The organism is Mesorhizobium metallidurans STM 2683 (assembly GCF_000350085.1).
GTDB lineage: Bacteria > Pseudomonadota > Alphaproteobacteria > Rhizobiales > Rhizobiaceae > Mesorhizobium > Mesorhizobium metallidurans.
In genome coordinates this window covers 54,133-78,572 of sequence record NZ_CAUM01000096.1, presented here as the reverse complement: position 1 = coordinate 78,572, position 24,440 = coordinate 54,133, and the positions used below count along the sequence as shown (strand labels likewise).

At 64.3% G+C, this 24,440-nt stretch carries 19 protein-coding genes; 6 read left to right on the top strand and 13 right to left on the bottom strand.

The features are described from left to right. Nucleotides 1-16: 16 nt before the first annotated feature. The 8 genes from metH to MESS2_RS15340 all read right to left on the bottom strand — a co-directional run bounded on the left by metH (nt 17) and on the right by MESS2_RS15340 (nt 11,503). Complete coding sequence (gene metH / locus MESS2_RS15375; RefSeq protein ID WP_008875285.1) at nt 17-3,826, bottom strand: methionine synthase; 3,810 nt, start codon at nt 3,824-3,826, stop codon at nt 17-19. 105 nt (nt 3,827-3,931) lie between these two features. Continuing rightward, a complete protein-coding gene (locus MESS2_RS15370; RefSeq protein ID WP_008875284.1) occupies nt 3,932-4,999 on the bottom strand; it encodes an ornithine cyclodeaminase in 1,068 nt (355 codons plus the stop codon). Nucleotides 5,000-5,020: 21 nt separating this feature from the next. After that, nucleotides 5,021-5,650: an FMN-binding negative transcriptional regulator gene (locus MESS2_RS15365; protein WP_008875283.1), complete on the bottom strand. Its 630-nt coding sequence runs from the start codon at nt 5,648-5,650 to the stop codon at nt 5,021-5,023. A 4-nt stretch (nt 5,651-5,654) separates the two neighbouring features. Next, on the bottom strand, nt 5,655-6,536 hold the full coding sequence (locus MESS2_RS15360) for a branched-chain amino acid ABC transporter permease (RefSeq protein ID WP_008875282.1): 882 nt from the start codon (nt 6,534-6,536) through the stop codon (nt 5,655-5,657). 2 nt (nt 6,537-6,538) lie between these two features. Beyond that, nucleotides 6,539-7,243, bottom strand: a complete 705-nt coding sequence (locus MESS2_RS15355; protein ID WP_008875281.1) for an ABC transporter ATP-binding protein — start codon at nt 7,241-7,243, stop codon at nt 6,539-6,541. A 4-nt stretch (nt 7,244-7,247) separates the two neighbouring features. Then, nucleotides 7,248-8,414 carry an ABC transporter substrate-binding protein gene (locus tag MESS2_RS15350; RefSeq protein ID WP_008875280.1) on the bottom strand — a complete coding sequence of 389 codons (1,167 nt, stop codon included), beginning with the start codon at nt 8,412-8,414 and terminating at the stop codon, nt 7,248-7,250. 60 nt (nt 8,415-8,474) lie between these two features. Next, on the bottom strand, nt 8,475-10,322 hold the full coding sequence (locus MESS2_RS15345) for a branched-chain amino acid ABC transporter ATP-binding protein/permease (RefSeq protein ID WP_244440003.1): 1,848 nt from the start codon (nt 10,320-10,322) through the stop codon (nt 8,475-8,477). Between the two features lie 14 nt (nt 10,323-10,336). Continuing rightward, nucleotides 10,337-11,503, bottom strand: a complete 1,167-nt coding sequence (locus MESS2_RS15340) for an NAD(P)/FAD-dependent oxidoreductase (RefSeq protein WP_008875278.1) — start codon at nt 11,501-11,503, stop codon at nt 10,337-10,339. Between the two features lie 152 nt (nt 11,504-11,655). Between MESS2_RS15340 and MESS2_RS15335 the strand changes: the two genes are divergently transcribed. Genes MESS2_RS15335 through MESS2_RS15315 form a run of 5 tightly spaced genes read left to right on the top strand, consistent with a single transcriptional unit; the run spans nt 11,656 to nt 16,664 of the window. Next, entirely contained in the window at nt 11,656-12,603 is a 948-nt protein-coding gene (locus MESS2_RS15335; protein ID WP_008875277.1) for a MurR/RpiR family transcriptional regulator, read from the top strand. After that, nucleotides 12,600-13,247 carry a cysteine hydrolase family protein gene (locus MESS2_RS15330; RefSeq protein WP_008875276.1) on the top strand — a complete coding sequence of 216 codons (648 nt, stop codon included), beginning with the start codon at nt 12,600-12,602 and terminating at the stop codon, nt 13,245-13,247. Before MESS2_RS15335 ends, MESS2_RS15330 begins: the two co-directional genes overlap by 4 nt. Next, nucleotides 13,244-14,566, top strand: a complete 1,323-nt coding sequence (locus tag MESS2_RS15325; RefSeq protein WP_008875275.1) for a glutamine synthetase family protein — start codon at nt 13,244-13,246, stop codon at nt 14,564-14,566. Before MESS2_RS15330 ends, MESS2_RS15325 begins: the two co-directional genes overlap by 4 nt. Beyond that, on the top strand, nt 14,566-15,351 hold the full coding sequence (locus tag MESS2_RS15320; RefSeq protein ID WP_008875274.1) for an N-formylglutamate amidohydrolase: 786 nt from the start codon (nt 14,566-14,568) through the stop codon (nt 15,349-15,351). The genes MESS2_RS15325 and MESS2_RS15320 overlap by 1 nt, the downstream gene beginning before the upstream one ends. Further along, nucleotides 15,348-16,664, top strand: coding sequence for an aspartate aminotransferase family protein (locus tag MESS2_RS15315; RefSeq protein ID WP_008875273.1), 1,317 nt, complete (start codon nt 15,348-15,350; stop codon nt 16,662-16,664). The genes MESS2_RS15320 and MESS2_RS15315 overlap by 4 nt, the downstream gene beginning before the upstream one ends. Before the next feature lie 365 nt (nt 16,665-17,029). Here MESS2_RS15315 and MESS2_RS15310 read toward each other — a convergent pair whose 3' ends face one another. Then, nucleotides 17,030-17,716, bottom strand: coding sequence for a D-lyxose/D-mannose family sugar isomerase (locus tag MESS2_RS15310; protein WP_008875271.1), 687 nt, complete (start codon nt 17,714-17,716; stop codon nt 17,030-17,032). 140 nt (nt 17,717-17,856) lie between these two features. Here MESS2_RS15310 and MESS2_RS15305 point away from each other — a divergent pair, with 140 nt between their 5' ends. After that, complete coding sequence (locus tag MESS2_RS15305) at nt 17,857-18,915, top strand: D-TA family PLP-dependent enzyme (RefSeq protein ID WP_008875270.1); 1,059 nt, start codon at nt 17,857-17,859, stop codon at nt 18,913-18,915. A 34-nt stretch (nt 18,916-18,949) separates the two neighbouring features. On the opposite strand, the gene MESS2_RS15300 is transcribed toward MESS2_RS15305, so the two are convergent. The 4 genes from MESS2_RS15300 to MESS2_RS15285 all read right to left on the bottom strand — a co-directional run bounded on the left by MESS2_RS15300 (nt 18,950) and on the right by MESS2_RS15285 (nt 24,233). Then, entirely contained in the window at nt 18,950-20,581 is a 1,632-nt protein-coding gene (locus MESS2_RS15300; RefSeq protein ID WP_008875269.1) for a tetratricopeptide repeat-containing sulfotransferase family protein, read from the bottom strand. Between the two features lie 46 nt (nt 20,582-20,627). Further along, the gene (locus tag MESS2_RS15295; protein ID WP_244440004.1) at nt 20,628-21,278 is read right to left on the bottom strand and encodes an outer membrane protein; all 651 of its coding nucleotides are present in this window, start codon (nt 21,276-21,278) and stop codon (nt 20,628-20,630) included. 254 nt (nt 21,279-21,532) lie between these two features. Continuing rightward, nucleotides 21,533-22,294, bottom strand: a complete 762-nt coding sequence (locus MESS2_RS15290; protein ID WP_008875267.1) for a heme ABC transporter permease — start codon at nt 22,292-22,294, stop codon at nt 21,533-21,535. A 166-nt stretch (nt 22,295-22,460) separates the two neighbouring features. Continuing rightward, nucleotides 22,461-24,233 (bottom strand): glucan ABC transporter ATP-binding protein/ permease, encoded by a 1,773-nt coding sequence (locus tag MESS2_RS15285; RefSeq protein WP_008875266.1) that lies wholly within the window; start codon nt 24,231-24,233, stop codon nt 22,461-22,463. Between the last annotated feature and the right edge of the window lie 207 nt (nt 24,234-24,440).

Here is a 24,440-nt window from a genome sequence, read left to right as displayed (position 1 = left end):
TCTTTGCGACTGTGCCTCACGCGGCTGCGTCAAGCCCCTGCGCCGGCACATAGTTGAGTATGGGCCCGAGCCAGCGCTCGACCTCGGCAAGCGGCATGCCCTTGCGCCGCGCATAGTCCTCGACCTGGTCGCGTTCGACCTTGGCGACGCCGAAATAATAGCTTTCGGGATGCGACAAATAGATGCCGGAGACGGATGAGCCCGGCCACATCGCAAAACTTTCGGTCAGGCTGACGCCCGCATTGCGCTCGCCGTCGAGCAGGCGAAACAGCGTCGCCTTCTCGGTGTGGTCGGGCTGCGCCGGATAGCCGGGCGCCGGGCGGATGCCGCGATAGGGTTCGCCGATCAGGTCGTCCGGGGCGAGGTTCTCGTCGGGCGCGTAACCCCAGAACTCCTTGCGCACCTTCTCGTGCATGCGCTCGGCGAAGGCCTCGGCGAAGCGGTCGGCCAGCGCCTTGACCATGATCGAGGAATAGTCGTCATTGGCCCGCTCGAAACGCTCGGCGATCGCCACTTCCTCGATGCCTGCGGTGACGATGAAGCCGCCGAGATAGTCGGCCTTGCCGCTGTCGGCAGGTGCTATAAAATCCGACAGCGCGACATTGGCCTTGCCGTCGCGCTTGGCCAGTTGCTGGCGCAGCGTGAAGAAGGTCGCCTGTTCCTGCGAGCGCTTATCGTCCGTGAACAGCCTGATATCGTCGCCGACGGTATTGGCCGGCCAGAAGCCGATGACGCCCTTGGGCGCAAACCATTTTTCGGCAATGACCTCCTTCAGCATCGCCTGCGCATCCTCGAACAGCTGGCGTGCAGCCGGCCCTTGCGCCTCGTCATCAAGGATCTTGGGATAACGTCCCTTCAACTCCCAGGTCTGGAAGAACGGCGTCCAGTCGATATAGCGCGCGAGCTCGGCCAGATCCCAGTTTTCGAAGACTTTCGGGCCAAGGAAGGACGGTTTTGGCGGCTCATAGCCCAACCAGTCGATCCTGTGGGCGTTGGCCCGCGCCTTGGCGAGCGGCAGCCGCTGCTTGTCGGCTTCGCTGCGCGCATGCGCGTCGGCAACCTTCTTGTATTCGGCGCGGACGTTCTCGACATAGCCGCCCTTGGCCTCGTTCGACAGCAGCGCCGACACCACGCCGACCGCCCGGCTGGCATCGGCGACATAGACCGTCTGGCCCTTGGCATAGCGCGGATGGATCTTCACCGCCGTATGTACGCGGCTGGTCGTCGCGCCGCCGATCAAGAGCGGAATGTCGAAACCTTCGCGCTCCATTTCGGCGGCCATATGCGCCATCTCGTCGAGCGAGGGCGTGATCAGACCGGACAGGCCGATAATGTCGACCTGCTGCTCGCGCGCCGTCTGCAGGATCTTGGTCGCCGGCACCATGACGCCGAGGTCGATGATCTCGTAATTGTTGCAGGCCAGAACCACGCCGACGATGTTCTTGCCGATGTCGTGGACATCGCCCTTCACCGTCGCCATCAGGATCTTGCCGGCGGTCTGGCGCTCGCCATTGTCGACGCCGTTGGCGGCGTTGGCCAGTTTCTCGGCTTCCATATGCGGCAGCAGCCCGGCCACCGCCTGCTTCATGACGCGGGCAGACTTCACCACTTGCGGCAGGAACATTTTTCCCGCGCCGAACAGGTCGCCGACGACATTCATTCCCGCCATCAGCGGGCCTTCAATGACATGCAGTGGACGCTCGGCGGCGCGCCGCGCCTCATCCGTGTCCGCATCGATGAATTCGGTGATGCCGTTGACCAGCGCGTGCGAAATGCGCTGCTCTACCGGCCAGTCGCGCCAGGCGAGATCGCGCTCCTGCGCCTCCTTGCCGGCCGTGCCCTTGAAGCGTTCGGCGAGTTCCAGCATGCGTTCGGTCGCCGTGCCGCCGCCTTTCGGCTCGCGGTTGTTGACGACGTCCTCGCAGGCTTCGCGCAATTCCGGATCGATGGTGTCGTAGACGGCAAGCTGCCCGGCATTGACGATGCCCATGTCCATGCCCGCCTGGATGGCGTGATAGAGGAACACCGCATGCATGGCCTCGCGCACCGGTTCGTTGCCGCGAAACGAGAACGAGAGGTTCGACACGCCGCCCGAAATATGGACATGGGGAAGTGTCGTAGTGATTTGCCGCGCGGCTTCGATGAAGTCGACGCCGTAATTGTTGTGCTCCTCGATGCCGGTGGCGATGGCAAAGACATTCGGATCGAAGACGATATCCTCCGGCGGGAATCCGGCCTGCTCGGTCAAAAGCTTGTAGGCGCGGGTGCAGATTTCGACTTTGCGCGCTTTGGTGTCGGCCTGGCCGTCCTCGTCGAAGGCCATGACCACCACGGCCGCGCCATAGGCCCGCACGAGTCTTGCATGATGCAGGAACGCTTCCTCGCCCTCCTTCATCGAGATGGAGTTGACCAGCGGCTTGCCCTGCACGCATTTCAGGCCGGCCTCGATGATCTCCCATTTGGAACTGTCGATCATCACGGGAACGCGCGCGATATCGGGCTCGGCGGCGATCAGGTTGAGATACTCGACCATTGCCTTCTTCGAATCGATGAGGCCTTCGTCCATGTTGATGTCGATGATCTGGGCGCCGTTGGCGACCTGGTCGCGCGCGACATCGAGCGCGGCGACATAGTCGCCCGCCGTGATCAGCTTCCTGAATTTCGCCGACCCTGTGACATTGGTGCGCTCGCCGACATTGACGAACGGAATCTCGTCGGTCAGCGTGAACGGCTCGAGGCCGGACAGGCGCATCCTGGGTTCGATGTCGGGAATGGCGCGCGGCGGATATTTCTTCACCGCCGCCGCGATGGCGCGGATGTGGTCCGGCGTCGAACCGCAGCAGCCGCCGACGATATTGACCAGGCCCTCGCGCGCGAAATCCTCGATCTGCGCGGCCATGAATTCCGGGCTTTCGTCATACTGGCCGAATTCATTGGGCAGGCCGGCATTCGGATAGGCGCAGACGAAAGTGCTGGCGACACTCGATATCTCGGCCAGATGCGCGCGCATCGCGTTGGCGCCCAGTGCGCAATTGAGCCCGATCGTGAACGGGCTGGCATGGCGCACCGAATGCCAGAAAGCCGTCGGCGTCTGGCCCGACAGCGTGCGGCCGGACAGGTCGGTGATGGTGCCGGAGATCATCACCGGCAGATGCACGTCCTTCTCGATGAAGATCTCGTTGCAGGCAAAGATCGCCGCCTTGGCGTTCAGCGTGTCGAAGATGGTCTCGATCAGAATGATGTCGGCGCCGCCGTCGATGAGACCGCGCAGCTGCTCGCCATAGGCAAGGCGCAATTCATCGAAGGTCACCGCGCGGTAGCCTGGATTGTTGACGTCCGGCGACATCGAAGCGGTGCGGTTGGTCGGCCCCAGCGCGCCGGCGACGAAGCGGCGCTTGCCGTCCTCCTGCTCGGCCCTGACGGCTGCCCGACGCACCAGCCGCGCGCCGTCGCGGTTCAGCGCGTAGACCGCGTCCTCCATGCCGTAATCGGCCTGGGCGATGGCGGTCGAGGAGAAAGTGTTGGTCTCAAGAATATCCGCGCCGGCGATGGCGTATTGATAGTGGATCTCCTCGATCGCCTTGGGCTGCGTCAGGATCAGCAGGTCGTTGTTGCCCTGTTGGTGGCAGGCGCAATCGGCGAATTTGTCGCCACGGAAGTGGTTCTCGTCGAAGCCCAGGCCCTGGATCTGCGTGCCCATGGCGCCGTCGAGGATAAGGATGCGTTCGCGCGCCGCCGCCGTCAGCGCCGCCAGCACTTCCGAACCGTCGGGCTTTGCCGCAACGGGGCCGAACAAATCGTCCAGCGATGAAGGGTTTTGCGACATTTTTCATCCTCAAGGCGACGGTCGCGCTTAAGTCACATAAAGACATCTTTATGTCAATATACGCTATTTACCTGCTGATGTCACGCCTGACGCTGCCCGCTGCCGTTACAACGCGGCATGTCCTGTCTTCGTTGCCGTTGCCGCCCTGAGCAGCATGCCGAATAAATCACGCGGTTCGTCGGGATCGGCCAGCATGTCGAGTTCCTGGTAGAGGCCGGTCGATATCAACTGGTCTCTGATATAGCGCAGCGCCGAGAAATCCTCGATGGCAAAGCCCACGGAATCGAACAGCGTGATCTGCGCCGGGTCGCGCCGGCCCGGCACGGCACCGGTAATGACCTGCCACAGCTCGGTCACCGCATGATCCGGCGCAAGCTGCTGGATCTCGCCCTCGATGCGGGTCTGTGGGGGGTATTCGACGAAGATATCCGAGCGCAGCAGGATGTCGCGGTGCAATTCGGTCTTGCCGGGACAGTCGCCGCCGACCGCGTTGATGTGGACGCCCGAGCCGACCATGTTGTCGGTGAGGATCGTTGCGTATTGCTTGTCGGCGGTGACGGTGGTGATGATCCCGGCACCCTCGACGGCCTCCTCCGTGGTGGCGCAAGCCACCATGTCGAACCCCAGCCCGGCGAGATTGCGGATGCACTTTTCCGTCGCCGCGCGGTCGATGTCATAGAAGCGCAGTTTGCGCACGCCGAGCAGCGCCTTGAAGGCCAGCGCCTGGAACTCGGCCTGGGCACCGTTGCCGATCAGCGCCATGCAATCGGCGCCGGGAGGCGCCAAGTGCTTGGCCGCCAGCGCCGACATCGCCGCCGTGCGCAGCGCGGTCAGGATGGTCATTTCCGACAGCAGCACCGGATAGCCATTGTGGACATCCGCGAGCATGCCGAAGGCGGTCACCGTCTGGCGGCCCTCGCGCATGTTCTTCGGGTGGCCGTTGACATATTTGAAGCCATAGACCTCGCCGTCGCTGGTTGGCATCAGCTCGATGACGCCCTCGGCGCTGTGCGAGGCGACACGCGGCGTCTTGTCGAAGGCCTGCCAGCGGCGGAAATCATCCTCGATGTAGGAGGCCAACTCGGTGAGGAAGCGCTCGACGCCGATCTTCAGCACCAGCTTCATCATGTGGTCGACGCTGACGAAGGGAACGATGTTGAGATTGGGGATCATGGGTCTCACTTCCTGCCGCAATCAGTCTTTGCGGTGCGCGTTGCGCGCCTTCATCATAGCGGCAAGCGCCGGATCGCGCGCCTCCAGAGCACCGATTGCGGCGCTGGTGTCGTAGAGTCGTTCGTCCTGCCCCATCTTGAACTTGGCCTCGAGCCGCTCGATCGGCAGATCGAAGCCAAGGATGTGCGGAATGCGCCGCTCCATGCCGCCGGGACCGAGTTCGCGCATACGCCAGCGGTCCTCGCGATCCTTTTCCAGCACGTCGACCAGTTGCAGCAGATGCCGCGCGGTGGCGTCCTCGTCGAGCGGCACTGGACGGCCGTGGCAATGGACGACGGCGAAATTCCAGGTCGGCGCGCTGTCGCGCACCGGATTGCGCGGATACCAGGACGGCGAGATGTAGCCGTGCGGCCCGTGGAAGACGGCGATCGTCTCCCTGCCCTCCGCTATCAGCGCGCTGTGCGGGTTCTGCCTGGCCAGATGCGACACCAGCGTGCCGTTCGTTCCGCGCTGCCGGTCAAGCACGAAAGGCAGGTGCGAGGCGACCAGCCCCTGCGGTCCCAATGTCACCACCGTGGCGAAAGCCGCGGCCTCGATCAGGCCGAAGACGTCGTCCTGCGACAGCGGCGCGAATTCGGGCTTGCTGTACATCGGATCAGCTTCTCTGCGCGCGAACCGCCGGGATCAGGCCTTGCGGCCGTATCAGCAACACGGCAATGACGCCCGACAGCACGATGGCGTCGCGATAGGGTGCGACCGCCCCAGGCAGCGTCGCCTGCAGCAGCACCTCGATGATGCCGAGCAGGAAGCCGCCAGCGACGGCACCCGGCAGGCTGCCCAGCCCGCCGACGACGGCGGCGATGAAGGCCTTCAGCACCGGAGTAAAGCCCATCAGCGGATCGACGGAGGCGCGCTGCGCCACCCACAGCATCGCCGCCAGTCCGGCCAGCAGGCCGGACAGCAGGAAAGCGGTGGCGATGATGCGGCTGGCCGGAATACCCATCAGGCGCACGACGTTGAAATCCTCGGCGGCGGCGCGCATCGCCGTGCCGGTGACGGTGCGGCGCAGGAAGAGTTCCAACGCAATCAGCGCCAATGCCGAAACGACGATGGAGATGCTCGGCCCGACGCCGATGGTGAAATCGCCGAAGGAGAAGGCGCCGGTCATCCAGCCGGGCATGGCGACCGCCTGCGGCCGGGCCGAGATGCCGTTCTGGAAGACGACCTTGAGCAGGCTGGAGACAGCAAAGCTGGTCAACAGCAGGCTGGTGACGCTGGCGCCGCGCATCGGCCGGAAGGCGACGCGCTCCATGGCGACTGCTGCGAGCGCGCCGCAGGAAACGGCGACGAGCACGGCCAGCGGGAACGGCAGGCCGAACACCAGACAAGCAAGCAGCGCATAGCCCGACAGCGTCATCAACTCGCCATGGGCGAAGTTGATCAGGCCGACGATGGAAAAGACGATCGCCAGCCCCAGCGCCAGAAGCGCATAGACGCCGCCAAGGCTCACCGCATTGATGATCTGCTGCGCGATCATGGTCAGGCTCCGAGATAGGCTTGGCGGACGAGGTCCGAAGAAGCGAGTTCTTTCGCCGTGCCCGACAGCACCACCTCGCCATTGGCGAGGACCACGGCGCGGTCGGCGATCTCCAGCGCCAGCGCCACATTCTGTTCGACCAGAAGGATGGTCAGGCCGGTGCGGCGCAATTCGGCGATCAGGTCGAAGACGGTGTCGATCAGTTGCGGGGCAAGGCCGAGCGAGGGTTCGTCGAGCAGCACCATGCGCGGCTTGCTCATCAGGGCGCGCGCGATCGCCAGCATCTGCTGCTCGCCGCCCGACAGATTGCCGCCCTTGGCGCGGTGATAGCGCCGCAGGATCGGGAACAGCTCCAGCATCTCTTCCTCGCGCGCCCTCGCCTCCGGAGGCGTCAGATGCACGGCGCCGCCGAGCCGCAGATTGTCGGCCACGGTCAGGCTGGCAAAGATGCGGCGGCCTTCCGGAACCAGGGCGACGCCCTTGCGGGCGATCGCTTCCGGCGCCAGGCCAGTGATGTCGGCGCCGTCGAAGATCACCTTGCCGGATGCGGCCGGCACCAGTCCGGCGATGGCGCTGAGCGTCGAACTCTTGCCGGCGCCATTGGCGCCGACCAGCGCGATGATCTCGCCGCTGTCGACGGCAAGATCGACACGGCGCACCGCCTCGACCTCGCCATAGCGTATTTTCAGGGCTTCGACGCTGAGCATGATGTCACGGCGCCGGCACGTCGGCGGCGTCGGGGATCATGGTCTGGATATACTTGCCCTCGCCGCCCTCATAGCGCATCAGTGCCACGGGCCGCAGCGGCATGCGGTCGGTGCCGGCATAGGTGATCTTGCCGGTGATGCCGTCAAAATCCTTGAGGCCGGCGATGGCGTCGCGGATCGCCTTGGGATCGTCGGAGCCGGCGGTCTTGACAGCCTGGTCGAGGATCAGGCCGATCTCGTAGCCGTTCACCTCATAGGTCGATTCCGGCGCATGGCCGGCATATTTGGTGAAGGCGGCGTTGAAGGCTTCCAGCTTGCTGCCCGGTTCGGCATAGCCGGCCGCCGTATAGACGACGCCGTCGACCAGTTTGCCTAGCCCCTTGACGGTCGGCGTGCCGATGGCATCGGCGCCGTAGACCGGGATGGTGACGCCGGCGCCGCGCAATTGCTGGATGAAGGCCGGGAAGTCCGGCTCGTAGGCGGCCGTCATGATCAGGTCGGGCTGGTCGGCGAGGCCCTTGATGTTGGTGATCTCGGCGGAAAAGTCCGGCTGGCCCATGGTGTAGGTGCCGCGGCCGGCGATGGCGCCGCTCTTTTTCTCGAACACCTTACCGAAATATTCGGGCAGATTGGCTGTGTAGGTGGAATCCGGCGAGGTCAGCAGAAAGACCTTCTTCTTGCCTTCGGCGATGGCGAAGTCGGCGACAGCGGTCGCCTGCACATTGTCGGCCGGATAGGTGCCGAACATGACGTCGCCGACCGCGGCGGTCAGCACCGGAGCGGAGCCGCAGAGCGTCAGCGTCGGGATGCCGAGCGGCTGGGTGAGCTGGCCGACCGAGATCGAGGGATCGGCATCGCAAGGCGTGATCATGATCTTGGCGCCGGCGTCGATAAGCTCCTGGGCGACGGTAGCGGTCTGCGCGGTGTCGGAACGCGTATCCTTGATCACCAGCTTGACGGTGTATTTGCCGGCGAGACCGCCCTTGGCGTTGAGCTCGTCGAGCGCCATGCGCAGGCCGGCAAGTGCCGGCTGGTCGTAAGGCGCAAGGCCGCCGGTCTGCGCGGTAGCGGCGCCGATGATGATCTCCTCGGCGCTGGCGGTCGAAACGGCGGCGATGCCGAACACCGCCGCGTAGAGGGCGGCGCGGTGAAGGCGATAAAGCGTTGGCATGTCGGTTCTCCTTCTGGATTTATTATCGTTGGCTGGATTGTTATCGTTGGTTGTTGTGGCTCATGCGGTTTCGTTTGCGGTGGTTTCACTGGCGGTCTTGGCGCGGGCGGTGCGGCTGCCGAGATAGGCGGCGATAACGGCAGGGTTGTTCTGCACCTCGGCCGGCGTGCCGTCGGCAATGACGCGGCCGTGGTCGATGACGACGATGCGTTCGCAGAGATTCATCACCAGCCGCATGTCGTGCTCGATCAGCACGACGCCGATGCGGCGCTCGGTGCGGACCGCCGACAGGATCGACACCAGCTCGGCGGTCTCGACGGCGTTCATGCCGGCGGCTGGCTCGTCCAGCAGCAGGAAGCGCGGCTTCAGCGCCAGCGCCCGCGCCACTTCGAGCCGGCGACGCTGGCCATAGGCAAGCCTGGCTGCCGGCTGATCGGCTGACTTCTCCAGCCCCATGCGGGAAAGCTCGCGCATTGCCGCCGCTTCGGCCTGGCCAAGATCCGGCTCGACCTGGCGGGCAGCGACAACAACGTTTTCCAGCACGGTCATAGCGGGGAAAACGCGGATGTTCTGGAAGGTGCGGGCAACGCCCGAGCGGGCGAAGCGGAAGGCGGACGCCGCTCTCACCGCGCCGCCGATCGACACGGTGCCGGCGCTCGGTTCGACATCGCCGGCCAGCATGTTGAGCAGTGTCGTCTTGCCGGCGCCGTTCGGACCGATGATGCCGGTGATGCTGTCGGTGTCGAAGGCAAGCGTCACGTCGTCGACGGCGACGACGCCGGCATAGCGTCGCGACAGATGGTCGGCAGCAAGGCGGTCGTGCTCGACATGCAGCGGTGGCTGAGCCGAAGCCGGTATCGCCCGACCGCCGGGGCGGCGCAGGAGATTGAGTTCGCGCTCGCCGAACAGGCCGGTCGGCCGCCGCCAGATGACCAGGATCATGGCGATGGCGAGCACGCCCTGGGTCAGGCCGAACAGCACCGGCAGATGGAGGCCGAACATTTCGCCGCCGCCTTCGAAGCGGCGCACGATCTCGATCACGGCAATGGTAACGACCACGCCAGTGAAGGCGCCGAGCGAGGAGTTCATGCCGCCGACGATCAGCATGGCGAGCAAGGTGAAGCCGAAGTCGAAATAGAAGTCGCGCGGTGAGAAGGCGCCAAGGAACTGTGCCATCATGGCGCCTGCTGCCATGGCAGCAACCGTGCCCACCACCCAGGCGGCCAGGCGCGCGGTGCGCTGGTCGACGCCGACGGCGGCAGCACCCCGCTCATCATTGGCGGCGGCGCGCGTGGCAAGGCCGAAAGCGGTTTCCCGGAACAGCCTCGCCGCCACCAGTGCCACCGAAGCGATGCCGACTGCGGTCCACAACCCGACCTCGCGCGGCACGCCGTAGAAAGGCTGGCTGCCGCGGGTGATCTCGCGCCCGGCGACCAGCAGCGTGTAGACGATGATCAGCATGGCAAGGGTTGCGATCGACGCACTCGACCCGGTCAGCCGAAGCAATGGCGTGCCGGTCAGAAGGCCGATGACGATCGCAAGGACCAGCACCATGGCGAGTGCGGCGAAGAAAGAGAGTTCATAACCGGCGAGGAATTGCGGCAGATCGCGCAGCGCCGTGCGCTGCAGTGCGGCCGGCATGGTCAGGATACCCGTGGCATAGGCGCCCAAGCCGGCGAAGGCGGCGTGGCCGAAGGAGACGATGCCGCTGTTGCCGGAGAATATCTGCAGGCCGAGCACCGCCGTCAGCATGATCGCGGCATAGGTGACGACACGCTGCATGGCGGCGCCGCCGAACAGGAAGATGATGAGCGCGGCCAGCAGCAGCACCGCCACCATGCAGAGCGCATCGGCGCCGGCGTTGCGGAACGCGGCCGGCATGAACGACCGGCCGGGGCTTTCACGCATCGCCACCTGCGCCATCACGCAGCCTTGAAGCGGCTGGGCGAGAACGGCGCCAGGATAGGCTGGGCGCCTTCGGTGGCCAGTCTTGCAATCGCCTCGCCGACCGCCGGCCCGGTCTTGAAGCCATGGCCGGAGGAACCGGCCGAAACGAACAGTCCGTCGACGCCTGGCATGGCGCCGATGACCGGCAGGTCGTCGGGGCTCATGTCGTAGAGCCCGGCATAGCCGGGGCGGATGCCGAGATCGGCCATCGCCGGGACGCGTGCTGCGAAGCTCTCCAGGATCTCGACCGATTCCGCTTCCTCGGCGCCTTCCATGTAGTCGTCGGGATTGTCGACGAGACGCGGACGGCCCGCATGCTCATGGCGCAAGCCGGTGCCGCCGCCGGCCCAGGTGCCGGCCAGGATGACGCCGTCATTGTCGGGCCGCGCATAGTTGCAGGAGATGTCGTCGCACCAGGCGAAGGGCATGACCTCTCGCGCCTTGCCGGCGGCGTCGAGCACCGCCATAGGATGGCGCTCGACATGCAGCGGCAGATCGAGCCCAACCGTCGCCAGCAGGCGGCGCGTCCATGGCCCGGCAGCGAGCACCACGGCGTCGGCTTCCAGCACGGTCCCATCGGCGAGCGCGACGCCGGTGACGCGGTCGCCCTCCTTAACCAAGCGTTCGACGAGCGTGTTCTGCATGATCTTCGCGCCGCGTGACCTGGCGGCGCGAGCAATCGCGTTGGTGGCGCCGAAGGCATCGGCATAGCCATATTCAGGCTCCCACAGCGCCAGCGAGACATTGTCGAGCGCAAAGCCCGGTGCTGCATCGGCGAAGGCTTGCGGCGACAGCGTCTCGATCAGTGCCCCCTCGCCGCGAATGCGTTCGGCGGCAGCCTTCCAGCTCGCCTCATTGTCCTTGCCGCAGACCCACATCATGCCGACTTCGGTGACGAAGGAGCCCTCGCCCGCGATCTCCGGCAGCGACACCAGGATCTCGCGGCCACGGATGGCGAGCTGCGACAGTTCCGGCATCAGGTAGAAGGCGTGCAGCAGCGCCGAGGACTTGCCGGACGGCCCGCCGGCGGGATGGGTCTGTTCGACAAGCGTCACCGTCACACCGGCCGCGGCCAGATGATAGGCGGCGCTCGATCCCACTATACCGGCGCCAACGACGATGACGTCGCTTCCGTTCCGCATGGCTGTTCCCCACAGTCTTGGCTACTTTCGAACAAGCTAAGACCAGTCGTTCGAATATGTCAATCTCTCTTCATTGTTGACCGAAATCAAAATCCCTGTAATAAACTCAACACAACGAGGCAGAGAGCCCAACACGGATTTCGGGGAGGCCAATGGCGATACGCGATGTTCTGATGCGACAGGACCTGGCGCTGACGCCGTCGGAGGAAAAAATCGTCCGGCTGCTTCTGACCGACTATCCGACATCCGGCCTCGGCACCGCCTCGGCGCTGGCGCGGCGCGCCGGCGTCAGCGACCCGACCGTGGTCAGGCTGGTGGTGAAACTCGGCTATGAAGGCTTCCCGGATTTCCAGGCCAAGCTGCTGGCCGAGGTCGAGGCAAGGCTGCACTCGCCGCTGCTGATGATGGAGGCCAAGCGGCCATCAGGCGCGGAAGACAGCGCGATCCTCGCCTATCTTGGCTCGGTCGGCGAGGCTCTCGCGAAATCGGTCAGCCTGACGCCGTTGCAGAGCTACGACCGCGCCGCCCGCCTGCTTATGGAGACGAAGGGCGAAGTTGCCCTGCTCGGCGGCCGCTTCAGTCGCCATGTCGCCAGCATGTTTGCCGGTTACCTGCTGCAGTTCAGGCCGGGCGTGCGCGACATCGGCACGCTCTCGGCACAGGCCTTCGATACGCTGGCCGATCTCGGCCGCCGTGACGTGCTGGTCGTCTTCGACTACCGCCGCTATCAGTTCGACGTCATCGAATACGCCAGGCAGGCAGCGGCGCGCGATGTCCATATCGTGCTGTTCACCGACCAATGGCTGTCGCCCATCGCCGATCTCGCCGAGGTCACCATCGTCAGCCCGCTCGAAGTCGCCTCCCCCTATGACACATTGGCGCCGGCGATCGCGCAGATGGAGGCGCTGGTCGCCCACATCATCTCGACGCTGAGCGAGGCCGCGCACGAACGCATCGAGCGGCTGGAGGAGATACGCCACGCCAATGCCGTGACCCTCGACAGCGCAGAAGAAAATGGGGCCCGCAGCACGCCCGGGCCCAAAACAACCCAAGCCAAGTCAACCCAGGCCAAATCAGCAAACCAGGACCAGAAAGCATGAGCCAGCCGCTGCCCAAACGAAACGAGCCCTTCCGCGCCGGCGAAACCGCGCTGCTTGTGGTCGATATGCAGCGCGTCTGGCTGGAGCCTGGCGCCGACCCGGGGCACCCCGAACGCGGCCCCGAGCATTATTTCTACAGGCAGACATCGTCGCAGACGATCCCCAACCAGGAGCGCCTTTTGGCGGCAGCCCGCGCCAACGGCGTCGAGGTCATCCACACCATCATCCAGAGCCTGACGGAAGACGGCCGCGACCGCTCGCTCGACCACAAGCTGACGCCGATCCATATCGCGCCCAGCCTGCCGGAAGGCCTGCCGGTGCCGTCGCTGGCGCCGGTCGGCGACGAGATCATGCTGCCGAAGACGTCGTCCGGCATCTTCAATTCGACCAATGTCGACTACGTCCTGAAGAATCTCGGCGTGCGCTACCTCGTCGTGGTCGGCATCATGACCGATCAGTGCGTCGACATGACGGTGCGCGACGGCGCCGACCGCGGCTACCTCGTCACCTGCGTGTCGGATGCTTGTGCCGCGGCGACGCAGGAACGCCACGACATCGCACTCAAGGCGTTCGGCGGATACTGCTGGGTCACCGACACCGACACGGTCGTCGCCCGCTTCAAAGCCTTGGGAAAAGCTGCATGACATCGACCGTCGAACCGCTCGTTGCCGTCGTCACCACCGATCTTTCCGCCATCACGCGCGGCCGCTCGGTGGTCGAAAGCAAGCTGCAGAAGATCGCCGCCACCGGCGTCGGCTGGCTGCAGGCCAATCTGTCGCTGACGCCGTTCAACTCCATCGTCGATCCCAATCCATGGGGCTCGTCCGGCGACGTGCGGCTGGTGCCCGATCTCAATGCGCGCTTTCGCACGACGCTGACGGGATCGCCGACACCCTTCGACATGGTCGCAGGCAACATCGTCGAGCTCGACGGCAGCCCGTGGGTCGGCTGCACACGCACCATGCTGATCGACGCGCTGGCCGAGCTGAAGGCCGCGACCGGGCTTTCGGTCATCGCCGCCTTCGAGCATGAATTCCACATTGCCGACGCCGGCTTCGCGCCGGGCCACTCGATGTCGTTCGCCGCGCTGCGCCGCGCCGACCCGTTCGCGCCCAATCTGATGGCGGCGCTGGAGGAAGCGGGCGTCGCGCCCGAAGTGGTGATCGCCGAATTCGGCAATGAGCAGTTCGAGGTGACGCACGAGCCGGCGGATGCGCTGACCGCCGCCGACCGTGCGGTTGCCATCCGCGAGATCACGCGCGAAGTGGCGCGCACCGCCGGCTGGCGCGCCAGCTTCACGCCAAAGGCCGCTCCTGATGCGGTCGGCAACGGCGTCCACATTCATTTCAGCTTCGTCGACGAGGCCGGCAAGCCAGCGACCTACGATCCCTCAGGCCCGGGCGGCCTGTCCAGCCGGGCCGGCGCCTTCTGTGCCGGCGTGCTGCGGCATCTGCCCGGGATCACCGCCATGACGGCGTCGAGCGTGTCGTCCTACTACCGGCTGAGACCGCATAGCTGGAGCTCATCCTACACCTGGCTGGCCGATCGCGACCGCGAGGCGTCCCTGCGCATCTGCCCGACAGTGACGATCGGCGGGCGCGATCCGGCGCGACAGTACAACATCGAGTATCGGGCGGCCGACGCCACCGGCAATCCCTATCTGTCGCTGGCGGCCATCGTGCGCGCGGGACTGGAGGGGCTGAAGGCCAAGCTGCCGACACCACCGCTGGTGACCGGCGATCCGACGCTGATGAGCGAGGCGGAGCGCGCCAGGCTCGGCCTCGTGCGATTGCCGGAAACGCTGCCGGCGGCGCTCGATGCGCTCACCGCCGACAGCACCGTCACCGGTTGGTTCGCGCCTGTCTTCGTCGAGACCTTCGTCGGCCTCAAGCGGCATGAGAGCGAGCGTCTTGCAGGCCTCGATCCCGTGGCTGTCTGCGATCTCTACCGGACGCTCTATTGATGGTTGCGCAGCTCGGAAAGAGCATCCAGCCTGAAAGAGACTGGCCGGCGGCTGTCCAGATCCTCAACGAAGGCGGGGGCTCCGACATCGTGCTCCTGTGTGAGCACGCATCGAACCACATGCCTGCCGAATATCGCCAGCTCGGTCTCGATGCCAGCGATCTGCAGCGCCATATCGCCTGGGATATCGGCGCCGCCGAGGTGACACGGCTGCTGTCGGCGCGGCTGGACGCGCCGGCCCTCCTCAGTGGTTATTCGAGGCTGCTGATCGACCTCAACCGGCCGCTCGGGACCAGCGGCAGCATCCCGGTGCTGTCCGAAGACACCGAGATTCCTGGTAATGTCGGGCTTGACGAGGTCGAGCGCGAACGGCGCGCTGCAATCATGTTCACCCCGTTTCATGATCGGGTGGCCGCACATCTCGACCGTCGCACGAAGGACGGCAGGCCGACACTGATCGCGACAATCCACTCCTTCACGCCGGTCTTCCTCGGGGTTGCCCGGCCCTGGCATGCCGGCGTGCTTTACGACCGCGCCGGCGATTTCGGCGAAACGATCCTTGCCGGACTGCGCCGCGACGGCACGCTCAACGTCGCGGCAAACGTGCCCTACGTGATCAGCCGCGACGCCGACTACGCCGTGCCCATCCATGGCGACGATCGCGGCATCCCGGCCGTGCTCATCGAGATCCGGCAGGACCTGTTGGCGAGCCGTTCCGGCATAGAGTCATGGGTGGACCGCCTGGCTGCCGCCTTGCCCGCGCAGCAAAGGGGAAAGGCTTCATGAGCAATCTCAGCCTGCGCGAGCGCGACGCAGCGACCATCGCTCAAATCGGCAAGCTGCGCTTCTCGCCGCTCAGCCTCATCGGCGGCAAGGGCAACCGGCTGATCGAGGAAGGCGGACGCTCGCTGCTCGATTTGTCCGGCTCGGCCGGTCCGGCCATCCTCGGCTACGGCCATCCGGCCGTCGTCGAGGCGGTCGAAGCCTCGATCCGCGACATGGCGGGCGCCAGCCTCTTGCTTTACCCGAACGAGCCGGCCGTCTCGCTGGCCGAGCGGCTGCTGGCTATCACGCCCGGCAATGGTGAGCGCCGCGTCTGGTTCGGCCATTCCGGCTCGGACGCCAATGACTGCGCCGTGCGTGTGCTGCTGGCCGCCACCGGCCGCTCGCGTTTCATCTCTTTCATCGGCTCCTATCACGGCAATCTTTCCGGCTCTATGGGCATCAGCGGCCATACCGCCATGACCCACACGTTGCCCAGGCCAGGGGTGCTGTTGCTGCCCTACCCCGATCCGTACCGGCCGCAGTTCAGCGCCGAGGCCGTTCTTGCCCTGCTCGACTACCAGTTCGAGACCACCTGCCCGCCGCATCAGGTGGCTGCCGTGTTCATCGAGCCGCTGATGTCGGATGGCGGGCTCATCGTACCGCCGCCGGGTTTCCTCAGGGCGTTGCAGGAGCGTTGCCGCAAGCATGGCATCAGGATCGTGGTCGACGAGGTCAAGGTCGGGCTGGCGCGCACCGGCATGATGCATTGCTTCCAGCATGAAGGCTTGACCCCGGACCTCTTCGTCTTCGGCAAGGGCATCGGCGGCGGCCTGCCGCTGTCGGTCGTTGTCGGCCCGAAGGAGATCATGGACCACGCGCCGGCTTTCGCGCTGCAGACGACCGCCGGCAACCCGGTGGCGACCTCCGCCGGCAATGCGGTGCTTAAGGCGATCGAGGAAGAAGGCCTGGTCGAACGCTCGGCGCGCATTGGCGCGCTGTTCTCAGACGGGCTCAGGGCGCTAGGTGCAAAACATGAGATCATTGGCGACGTGCGCGGCCGCGGCCTTGCCATCGGCGTCGACCTGGTCAAGGACCGCTCGACGCGCGAGCCGGTGGCGGCGACGACGACGGCCAAGATCATCTATCGCGGCTACGAGTTGGGCGCGGCCTTCACCTATGTCGGCCTGAAGGCCAATGTGCTCGAATTCATGCCGCCGCTGACGCTGACCGAAGATGAGGTGACCGAGGGCGTTGCCATCGTCGATCAGGCGATGGCCGATGTCAGCGCCGGCAAGGTTTCCGACGCGGACGTCGCCTCGTTCATGATGTGGTGAAGGCGGCGCGAACTTTCAGGGAAAGATTTCTGCCAGTTCGTCGACGCTGGTACCATGATGTCCGCCCGTTCCTGACGGCCTATTACGGCAAGTTGCGAGCGCATATCGAGCGAAAGCTGCTGCTGGGCACTCGCAGGGCCGACAAGCACGACCGTTAGGCTGGAGCGGCCGGAGGCGATGCAGGTCAAAATTAGCCGAACTAAAGAATCCAGAATTGAGCGCGCAATTCAGGCTGCAGCGGCGGTGGATATCGTATTTTCACTGCACAGCACGAGTGCACAGCGACAGCACGATCAGTATCTGGACGTTTCATCAGCAACTGAACTGGGAAGACTGGCCATCGGCCAGTCTCTCAAGCGGTGCCTTTACCCCACCCACTTCTCATAGTCGGACACAAGCAGGTGCAGCGGCGCGACATCCTCGTCGATGTCGGCGAAGCGGCCGATCGGTTCGCGAAAGACATTGTCGGTGAGATCGTCATTGACGGTCGAGACCTCGCCGATCAGCACATCCTTGCCCTCGGCCCAGAAGGCATGCCAGACGCCCGGCAGAAGCGTGACGCTCTGGCCCGGGTCGAGCTTCAGGAGCCCGCCCGCGGGCAGCCTGTGGATGGTTCCGTCAACAGGCACCGAGACCTCGGCCTTCGGATCGATGCCGCCATCGCGATCGTGCATGAACAGCTCCAGCACCAGTTTGCCGCCACCGCGGTTGATGATGTCCTCGGCCTTGATGTTGTGGCGGTGCATCGGCGACAGCTGATCCTTGCGCGAGATCATGATCTTCTCGGCATAGAGCATACCCATGCCCTTCTTCATGTCCTCGTAGCGACCGTTGCGAACGGTGAACAGGAAGAGGCCGAGATCGCTGAACTTGCCCTGGCCGTAATCGGTGATGTCCCAGCCGAGCCGGGAGGAGAAGATGGCCGGCGAATCCTGCCGGCGCGCCTTCATCTCTTCCGGCGACCAATAGGCGAAGGGCGGCATGATGTAGCCGAACGAGCGGATGAAAGTGTCGGCATCGCGGATGATGTCGTTGACGGTGGAGCGTTTCATGATCGTGATCCCTTCTTCAGGCGGCGCCTACTGCGCATAGCCGAACACCGATCCGGTGTCGACGTAAACTCCATGCTGGCCTCATGACATCCGGGCCGATCAGGGCCATAAGTTCAGGCAAATCCCCAAGGTAACAATCCATGCGCAGCATAGACGACCTCGATACGCCGGCAATCCTGATCGACGCCGCCCGCGCCGAAGCCAACATCGTCCGCGCCCAAGCCCATGCCGACAGCCACGGACTGAAGCTCAGGCCGCACATCAAGACGCACAAGCTGCCCTATTGGGCCAAGAAGCAGGTGGCGGCAGGCGCGGTCGGCATTACCTGCCAGAAGATCGGCGAGGCCGAGGTGATGGCCGATGCCGGGCTGACCGACATTTTTCTGCCCTACAACATTCTCGGCCGCGCCAAACTGGAGCGTCTCAAGGCGCTGCATGGCCGTGTCACGCTGTCGGTGACTGTGGACAGCGGGGAGACACTCGACGGGCTTGCCGCCACCTTCACCGATCCCGGGCACCGATTACAGGTGCTGGTGGAATGCGACACCGGCATGGGCCGCTGCGGGGTGCAGTCGCCTGGCGAGGCGTTGGCGCTGGCCAGAGAGATCACCAAGGCCAAGGGGCTCGTCTTCGGCGGGCTGATGACCTATCCGGCGGCAGGCCGCGCTGCGGAGGCCGAAGCCTGGCTTGCCGGCGCACGCGATGCACTTGCCGCCTCCGGCCTTGAATGCCAGCGCATCTCCAGCGGCGGCACACCCGACATGTGGCGCTCGGGCGAGGACAGCGTCGTCACCGAATACCGGCCCGGTACCTACATCTATCTCGACCGCTATCAGGTCGCCAAAGGCGTCGGCAGCCTCGACGATTGCGCGCTGACGGTGCTGTCGACCGTGGTCAGCCACCCGACACCGGCGCGCGCCATCCTCGACGCCGGCAGCAAGGCCTTATCCAGTGACACGCTGGGGCTTGCCGATTTAGGCGAGTTGCTGGGTATTCCCGGCGCGAGGGTGACAGGGCTGAGCGAAGAACATGGCAATGTCACGCTTTCGGGCGACACAAAACTTCGCATCGGCGAGCGCGTGCGGGTCGTGCCCGACCATTGCTGCGTCGTCACCAATCTGTTCAACGAAGTGCATCTGGTCGACGGCGACAAAGTGCTTGAAACGCTACCGGTGGCAGCGCGCGGTCGGATGGGGTGATATTGGCGTTGTTCTGGCCGAACGCCGGTTTGGGTCAGGGTTGGACAAGCGAACCCAGCGCGGCCCTCAATGGATCGAGGGCATCGCCATACAGTTTCCAGCGCTCGACCGAGGACGAATAGATCGGCTGGCGCACCTGCCAGCGGCTTGGCGTTCGCACCGTGCGCTCGGTTTCGTGGAAACGCAGACACGCATCGTCCCATTCCACGCCGAGAAATCCGATCAATCCACGGGCGCGGGTTTCGAAATCGGCCACGGTTTCCTCGTAGGGCATGTCGTGGATGGCCAGAGGGACCACCTTGGCCCAATGGCGCATCAGGCGATCATATTGCCAGTAGTACTGCCCAAGCTTGGTCAGATCGGCATTGTAGCCATGGGCATCGGAGAAATTGTGCATGAAACAGGACGTGCAATTGTCCATCGGGTCACGCCGGCAATGGACGATGCGGGCATTCGGCAAAATGAGGCTGATGAAGGCCAGCAGCTCGAAATTATGCGGCATCTTGTCGACGACACGCGCCGCCTTGCCGTTGCGCTTGTTGAGATGGTCGAGATATTTCGAGCCAAGTTCCCTCGCCCTCGCCGGTGCAAGCGACACCATGGCCTTGGCGAAAATCGCCGGATCAAGCTGGTCGAATCCGAGTTCGCCGGCCAATGAACGGATGATCGGCAATTCGCCAGCGCCATGGATATCGTGATGGCTGGCGCATATCTGCTCGGTCAGCGTCGTTCCTGAACGTGGCATGCCGACGATGAAGACCGGCCGTTCGGACGGATTGCCGAATTTTGGCCGCGCTTCGAAAAAGGCGGCGTCGAAAGTCTCGATGAAACTGTCATAGAGCCGCGTGTGCAGGGCAATGTCGAAATCATTGCCGGAGATTGCCTTGGCCCTGACGAAATGGTGGATGGCCAGGCGATACTCGTGCTGGTCGTTGAGGATTTTTCCGGCGGCGTGATGCAGGTAAACCCGCTCGCGATCGGTGGTCATCGGCAATTCAAGGCGGGCCTGCACCAAGGCCAGGGCTGGATCGCCCTTGACGGCCCGACGTGCGAGCGCCAGCCCCGACAGCGCCTCGACATTGGCCTTGTCGATGGCGATGGCGCGGCCAAAGCATTCGACCGCCTCGGCTTGCCGTCCCATATCGGTGAGCAGGTCGCCCATACCGACAAGCGCCTTCAGCGATTGGCTGTCGACCGCCAGCGCGCGGCGATAGAAACCCTCGGCGATGTCGCCCTCGAGTTGGCTCCGGTAGGATTTGCCGAGATTGCACAGGGCCTCCACAAGCCGGTCGTCGAGCTCGATCGCTTTTTTCAGATGTTTGCGCGCCTGCTCGACATTGCCGACCAGGTTGTAGGCATTGCCGAGATTGTTGCGGAAAATGGCGTTGCCCGGTTCGAGCTTGACCGCACGCTTCATAAAGTCGATGGCCGTCTCAATTTGTCGGGCCTCGATCGCCAGCGTGCCCATCAGATTGAGCGCCATGGCATTTTTGGGCTGCCGGCGAAGCACGGTCTGGTAGCAGAACTCGGCTTCGCGAAAGCGCTTGCGGCACTGCAGGTCAATACCGCGCTGCAACGTCTCCGGCGCCGGCTCGCCAGCTGCCGGGAGAAAGTCATGGACCATGGCAGGTAGACCGACAGGCTGCCGGCGTGGCAAGAGCGGCATACTTCACCCCCAATCGCCGGATATCACGGCAATCAGCGTGAACCAATCAGAATTTGAATGTAACGCCAAGCTGCAGATTGTGGGAATTTAACTTGCCGTTCTGGTATACACCATTGACTGCTTCGCGGGAGGACTCGAAGTCGACGGCGGAGACGGCCTTGAACCTGTAGCCGAAATCGAGGTCGATATTCTGCGCCAATGCGTAGGTGACGCCGGCTCCCGCCTGGCCGGCAAAACCCCATCCGCCAGACCCGTATCCATAGGTGTGACCATCCCAAGTTGTGTCGGCGGTCACATAGGCGGCGCCGATGCCGCCGCCGACGTAAAGCTTGGCATCGCCAAAATGGGCAACGTCGGCCCAGACGTTGGCGAGCAGATAGGTAGCGGACAAATCGCCGTCAGCCGGAAGCCAGGCACTCGGGCCCTCCACATACGAATCCGCCTTGTAGCGCGCATAGGACAGTTCACCTTCGAGGCGGAACACATCGTTGAGCCGCCTGCCAACGACGCCGCCGACCACGAAGCCGGTGTCGAAGTCCATGGAAAAGTCCTGGTTGTAGGGCACGCCAAACGTTTTCACATCATTCGGGAAGCTGGCGCCGCCAAACAGTGTGACGTACCAGAGATCCTGGGCCGCCGGGACTTCGATCGCCGCGTCGGCGGCGTTGGCTGAGTTCCAGCCCAGCGTCAAGGCCATTGCGGAGACCCCAGCAAGCAGACGCACTTTCATCGACAAAATCCCCCACGGCAATTAACAGGCAAATATAATGCATCACTTCCGGTGCACGGCTTGGCTGTCAACACTGAAAACGAGGGCGGGATCGAAGTTATGGAGATCGGTGTTGCAGCATTGCAACATGCCTGCTTCGGCCGGTCACGAATAATGTTGATGGCAGGATACGTGGTTGTCGGACGAACCAGAGTGAGATGACGGCCAGGTCAGGCGCCCCTCTAATAGGACTTATCGGCCTGCCTCGCCGCAACGCGTCGCATGGAGATGACGCGGCGGCGGCGGATTTCGGTGCGCATCGCCGTCAGATACAGTGCGAAGAAGAGCACGGTGAAGCCAAGCGCCATCACCAGCAGCGGCCTCAGCATTGAGGGGTCAATGGCCGAGCCGCCCATCCGGAACACCGAGGCGGGCTGGTGCAGCGTGTTCCACCAGTCGACCGAGAATTTGATGATCGGGATGTTGATGAAGCCGACCAAAGTGATGATGGCGGCTGCCCAGGCGGCACGCCCCACATCGTCGAGCGCCCGCGTCAGCGCGATGATGCCGAGATACATCAGGAACAGAACGAAGACCGAGGTCAGCCGCGCGTCCCACACCCACCAGGTGCCCCACATCGGCTTGCCCCAGATCGAACCGGTGATCAGCGCGAGCGCCGTAAAGACGGCGCCGATCGGGGCCGCCGACTTCAGCGCGACGTCGGCCAGCGGATGGCGCCAGACCAGCGTGCCAAGTGCAGAGACCGCCATCAGCGTGTAGCACATCATGGCCAGCCAGGCGAAAGGCACGTGGATATACATGATGCGCACGGTGATGCCCTGCTGGAAATCCTCCGGCGCCGTGAAAGTCATATAAAGCCCAACGGCAAGGATGACCGCCGCTATCGCTGCCAGCCATGGCACGAGCTTGTCGGCCAGCCCGACAAAGCGTGTCGGGTTGGCAAGGTCCATCAAACCCGTCTGGCGTGAAGTCGCATCGCTCATGCGATCTTACATAGACCGGCGGCATCTGTTGGGCAATCGAGTGGTGTGTCGCAGCCCGGCCATCTCCCCTTGTAGGGAGGCTGGCGGTGAAGCAATGGGGGCGGCGCTGTGCCCCCACCCGGTTCTTTCGGTCCGACCTCCCCACAAGGGGGAGGTGGAACGAGCCTCAGGCGGCTTCGCCCGTCACGGTACGGCTGAGGCGGCGGACTTCCTCGTCGTTGAGCAGGCCACCGGCGCGCAGCAGGCTGGCAAAGCGGCCATTGCGCAGCGACAGCTCCGTGAAGCCACCCATTTCGACGACCTTGCCCTTGTCCATGAACACGACCAGATCGGCGTCGCGAACGGTGGTCAGGCGGTGGGCGATGATGAAGGTCGTGCGGTCGCGCCGGAGCTCGTCGATGGCCTCCTTGACGCGGTCTTCCGTCTCGACATCGAGCGCGCTGGTCGCCTCGTCGAGAACCAGGATAGGCGCGTCCTTCAGCACGGCGCGGGCAATGGCGATACGCTGACGCTCGCCGCCCGAAAGCTGGCCGCCACGTTCGCCGACAAGCGTGTCGTAGCCCTCGCTCTTCGACAGGATGAAGTCCTGCGCGGCGGCGGCGTAGGCGGCAGCGTGGACCTCGTCATAGGTCGCATCGGCCCTGCCGACGCGGATGTTGTCCTCGATCGAGCGGTTGAGCAGACCGGCATCCTGGAACACGGTGGCGATCGAGTGGCGCAGCGACTTGCGGGTCACCGAGCGAATGTCGATGCCGTCGATCAGGATGCGGCCGCTGGCCGGGGTGAACACGCGCTGCAGAAGGTTGATGAGCGTGGTCTTGCCCGCGCCGGTCGGGCCAACGATGGCGACGGTCTGGCCGGCCTGGACCTCGAACGACACGTCGTCGACGCCCTGTCCGGAATTCGCGAATTCGAAGCCGACATTCTCGAAGCGGACATGGCCGGTGACGCTACCCAGTTCGCGCAAGCCTTCCGGTTCCGCCGCATCGGCGGCCGAATCTTCCAGCTTGTAGAACTCTTCCAGCTTCGCCCTCGCCTCGGAAATCTGGTTGGCGAAAGCCGACATCTGGTCAAGGCGGGCGATCAGCAGCGTGGCAAAGCCGGTAAAGGCGATGACGTCGCCAATGCGCAACTGGCCATGCGTCACCAGATAGGCGCCGATCAGGAGAACGACCATCATCGAGATGGTCGACGACAGGCGGTGCAGCGCATTGGCCATCGCCCACCAGTCGAGCACCGGGTTCTGGGCATCGAGCAGGTTCTTGACATAACGCTTCAACGCGTCGGTCTCGTGGCCGATGCGGTTGTAGCTCTGCAGCACGGCGACATTGTTGACCGAGTCGGTCACATGCGCGAACACCTTGTGATAGTGCCGCTCGACGGCCGCCTGGCCTGCCTTGGTGCGCCGCATCACCAGCCGGCCGATGCCGACGTAAAGCACGCCGAGCGCCAGCAGCACCATCGACATCCGGATATCCATGCTGAGCGCCGTGGGCACCAGCAGGACCAGGGCGACAGCGGTGGACAGATGCTGGCGCATGAATTCGAGCCAGAGGCTGAACAGCGTCTCGACCGCGCGCAGCAAAGTGTGCAGCGAATTCGACGTGCCGCGCTGATGATGCCAGGCAAGCGGCATGGTGATCACGCGCTCAAAAGACTCGCAAAGGACCTCGCTGCGGCGGGCGTGGGCAAAGCGGTCGGCGCCGCGCGCCACCAACACGAAAGCAATGATGTTGAAGGCGCCCAGCCCAGCCCACAGCCCGAGCGTCGAAAACACCGAGCCGCGGTCCGAAATGGCATCGATCACCCGTCCGAACATGATCGGCTCTAGGATCGCGATGATGGCGAGAGCAACGTTGGCGCCGCAGATCAACGACACGCGTTTCTTGTCGGCCGCGAGATAGCCGAGGGCTCTCCAGTATATTTGCAGAAGTGACACTTCAGCTACTCCGCCAAACTTTCATTGTGCACTGCACCATTTCTTGACACGTACCGGTTAACGGGTCGCAAAACAATGCCCGTGTACATCTTCAGTTCCCGTTTCGCGAACAAAAGATGGCGACGTTGCGAAATCTGTCGTGATCACCTAACGGTTTGAGATAAAAGGTGAAATGTCAGCCTTGCGGCAAAATCATGGCAGCAGCCG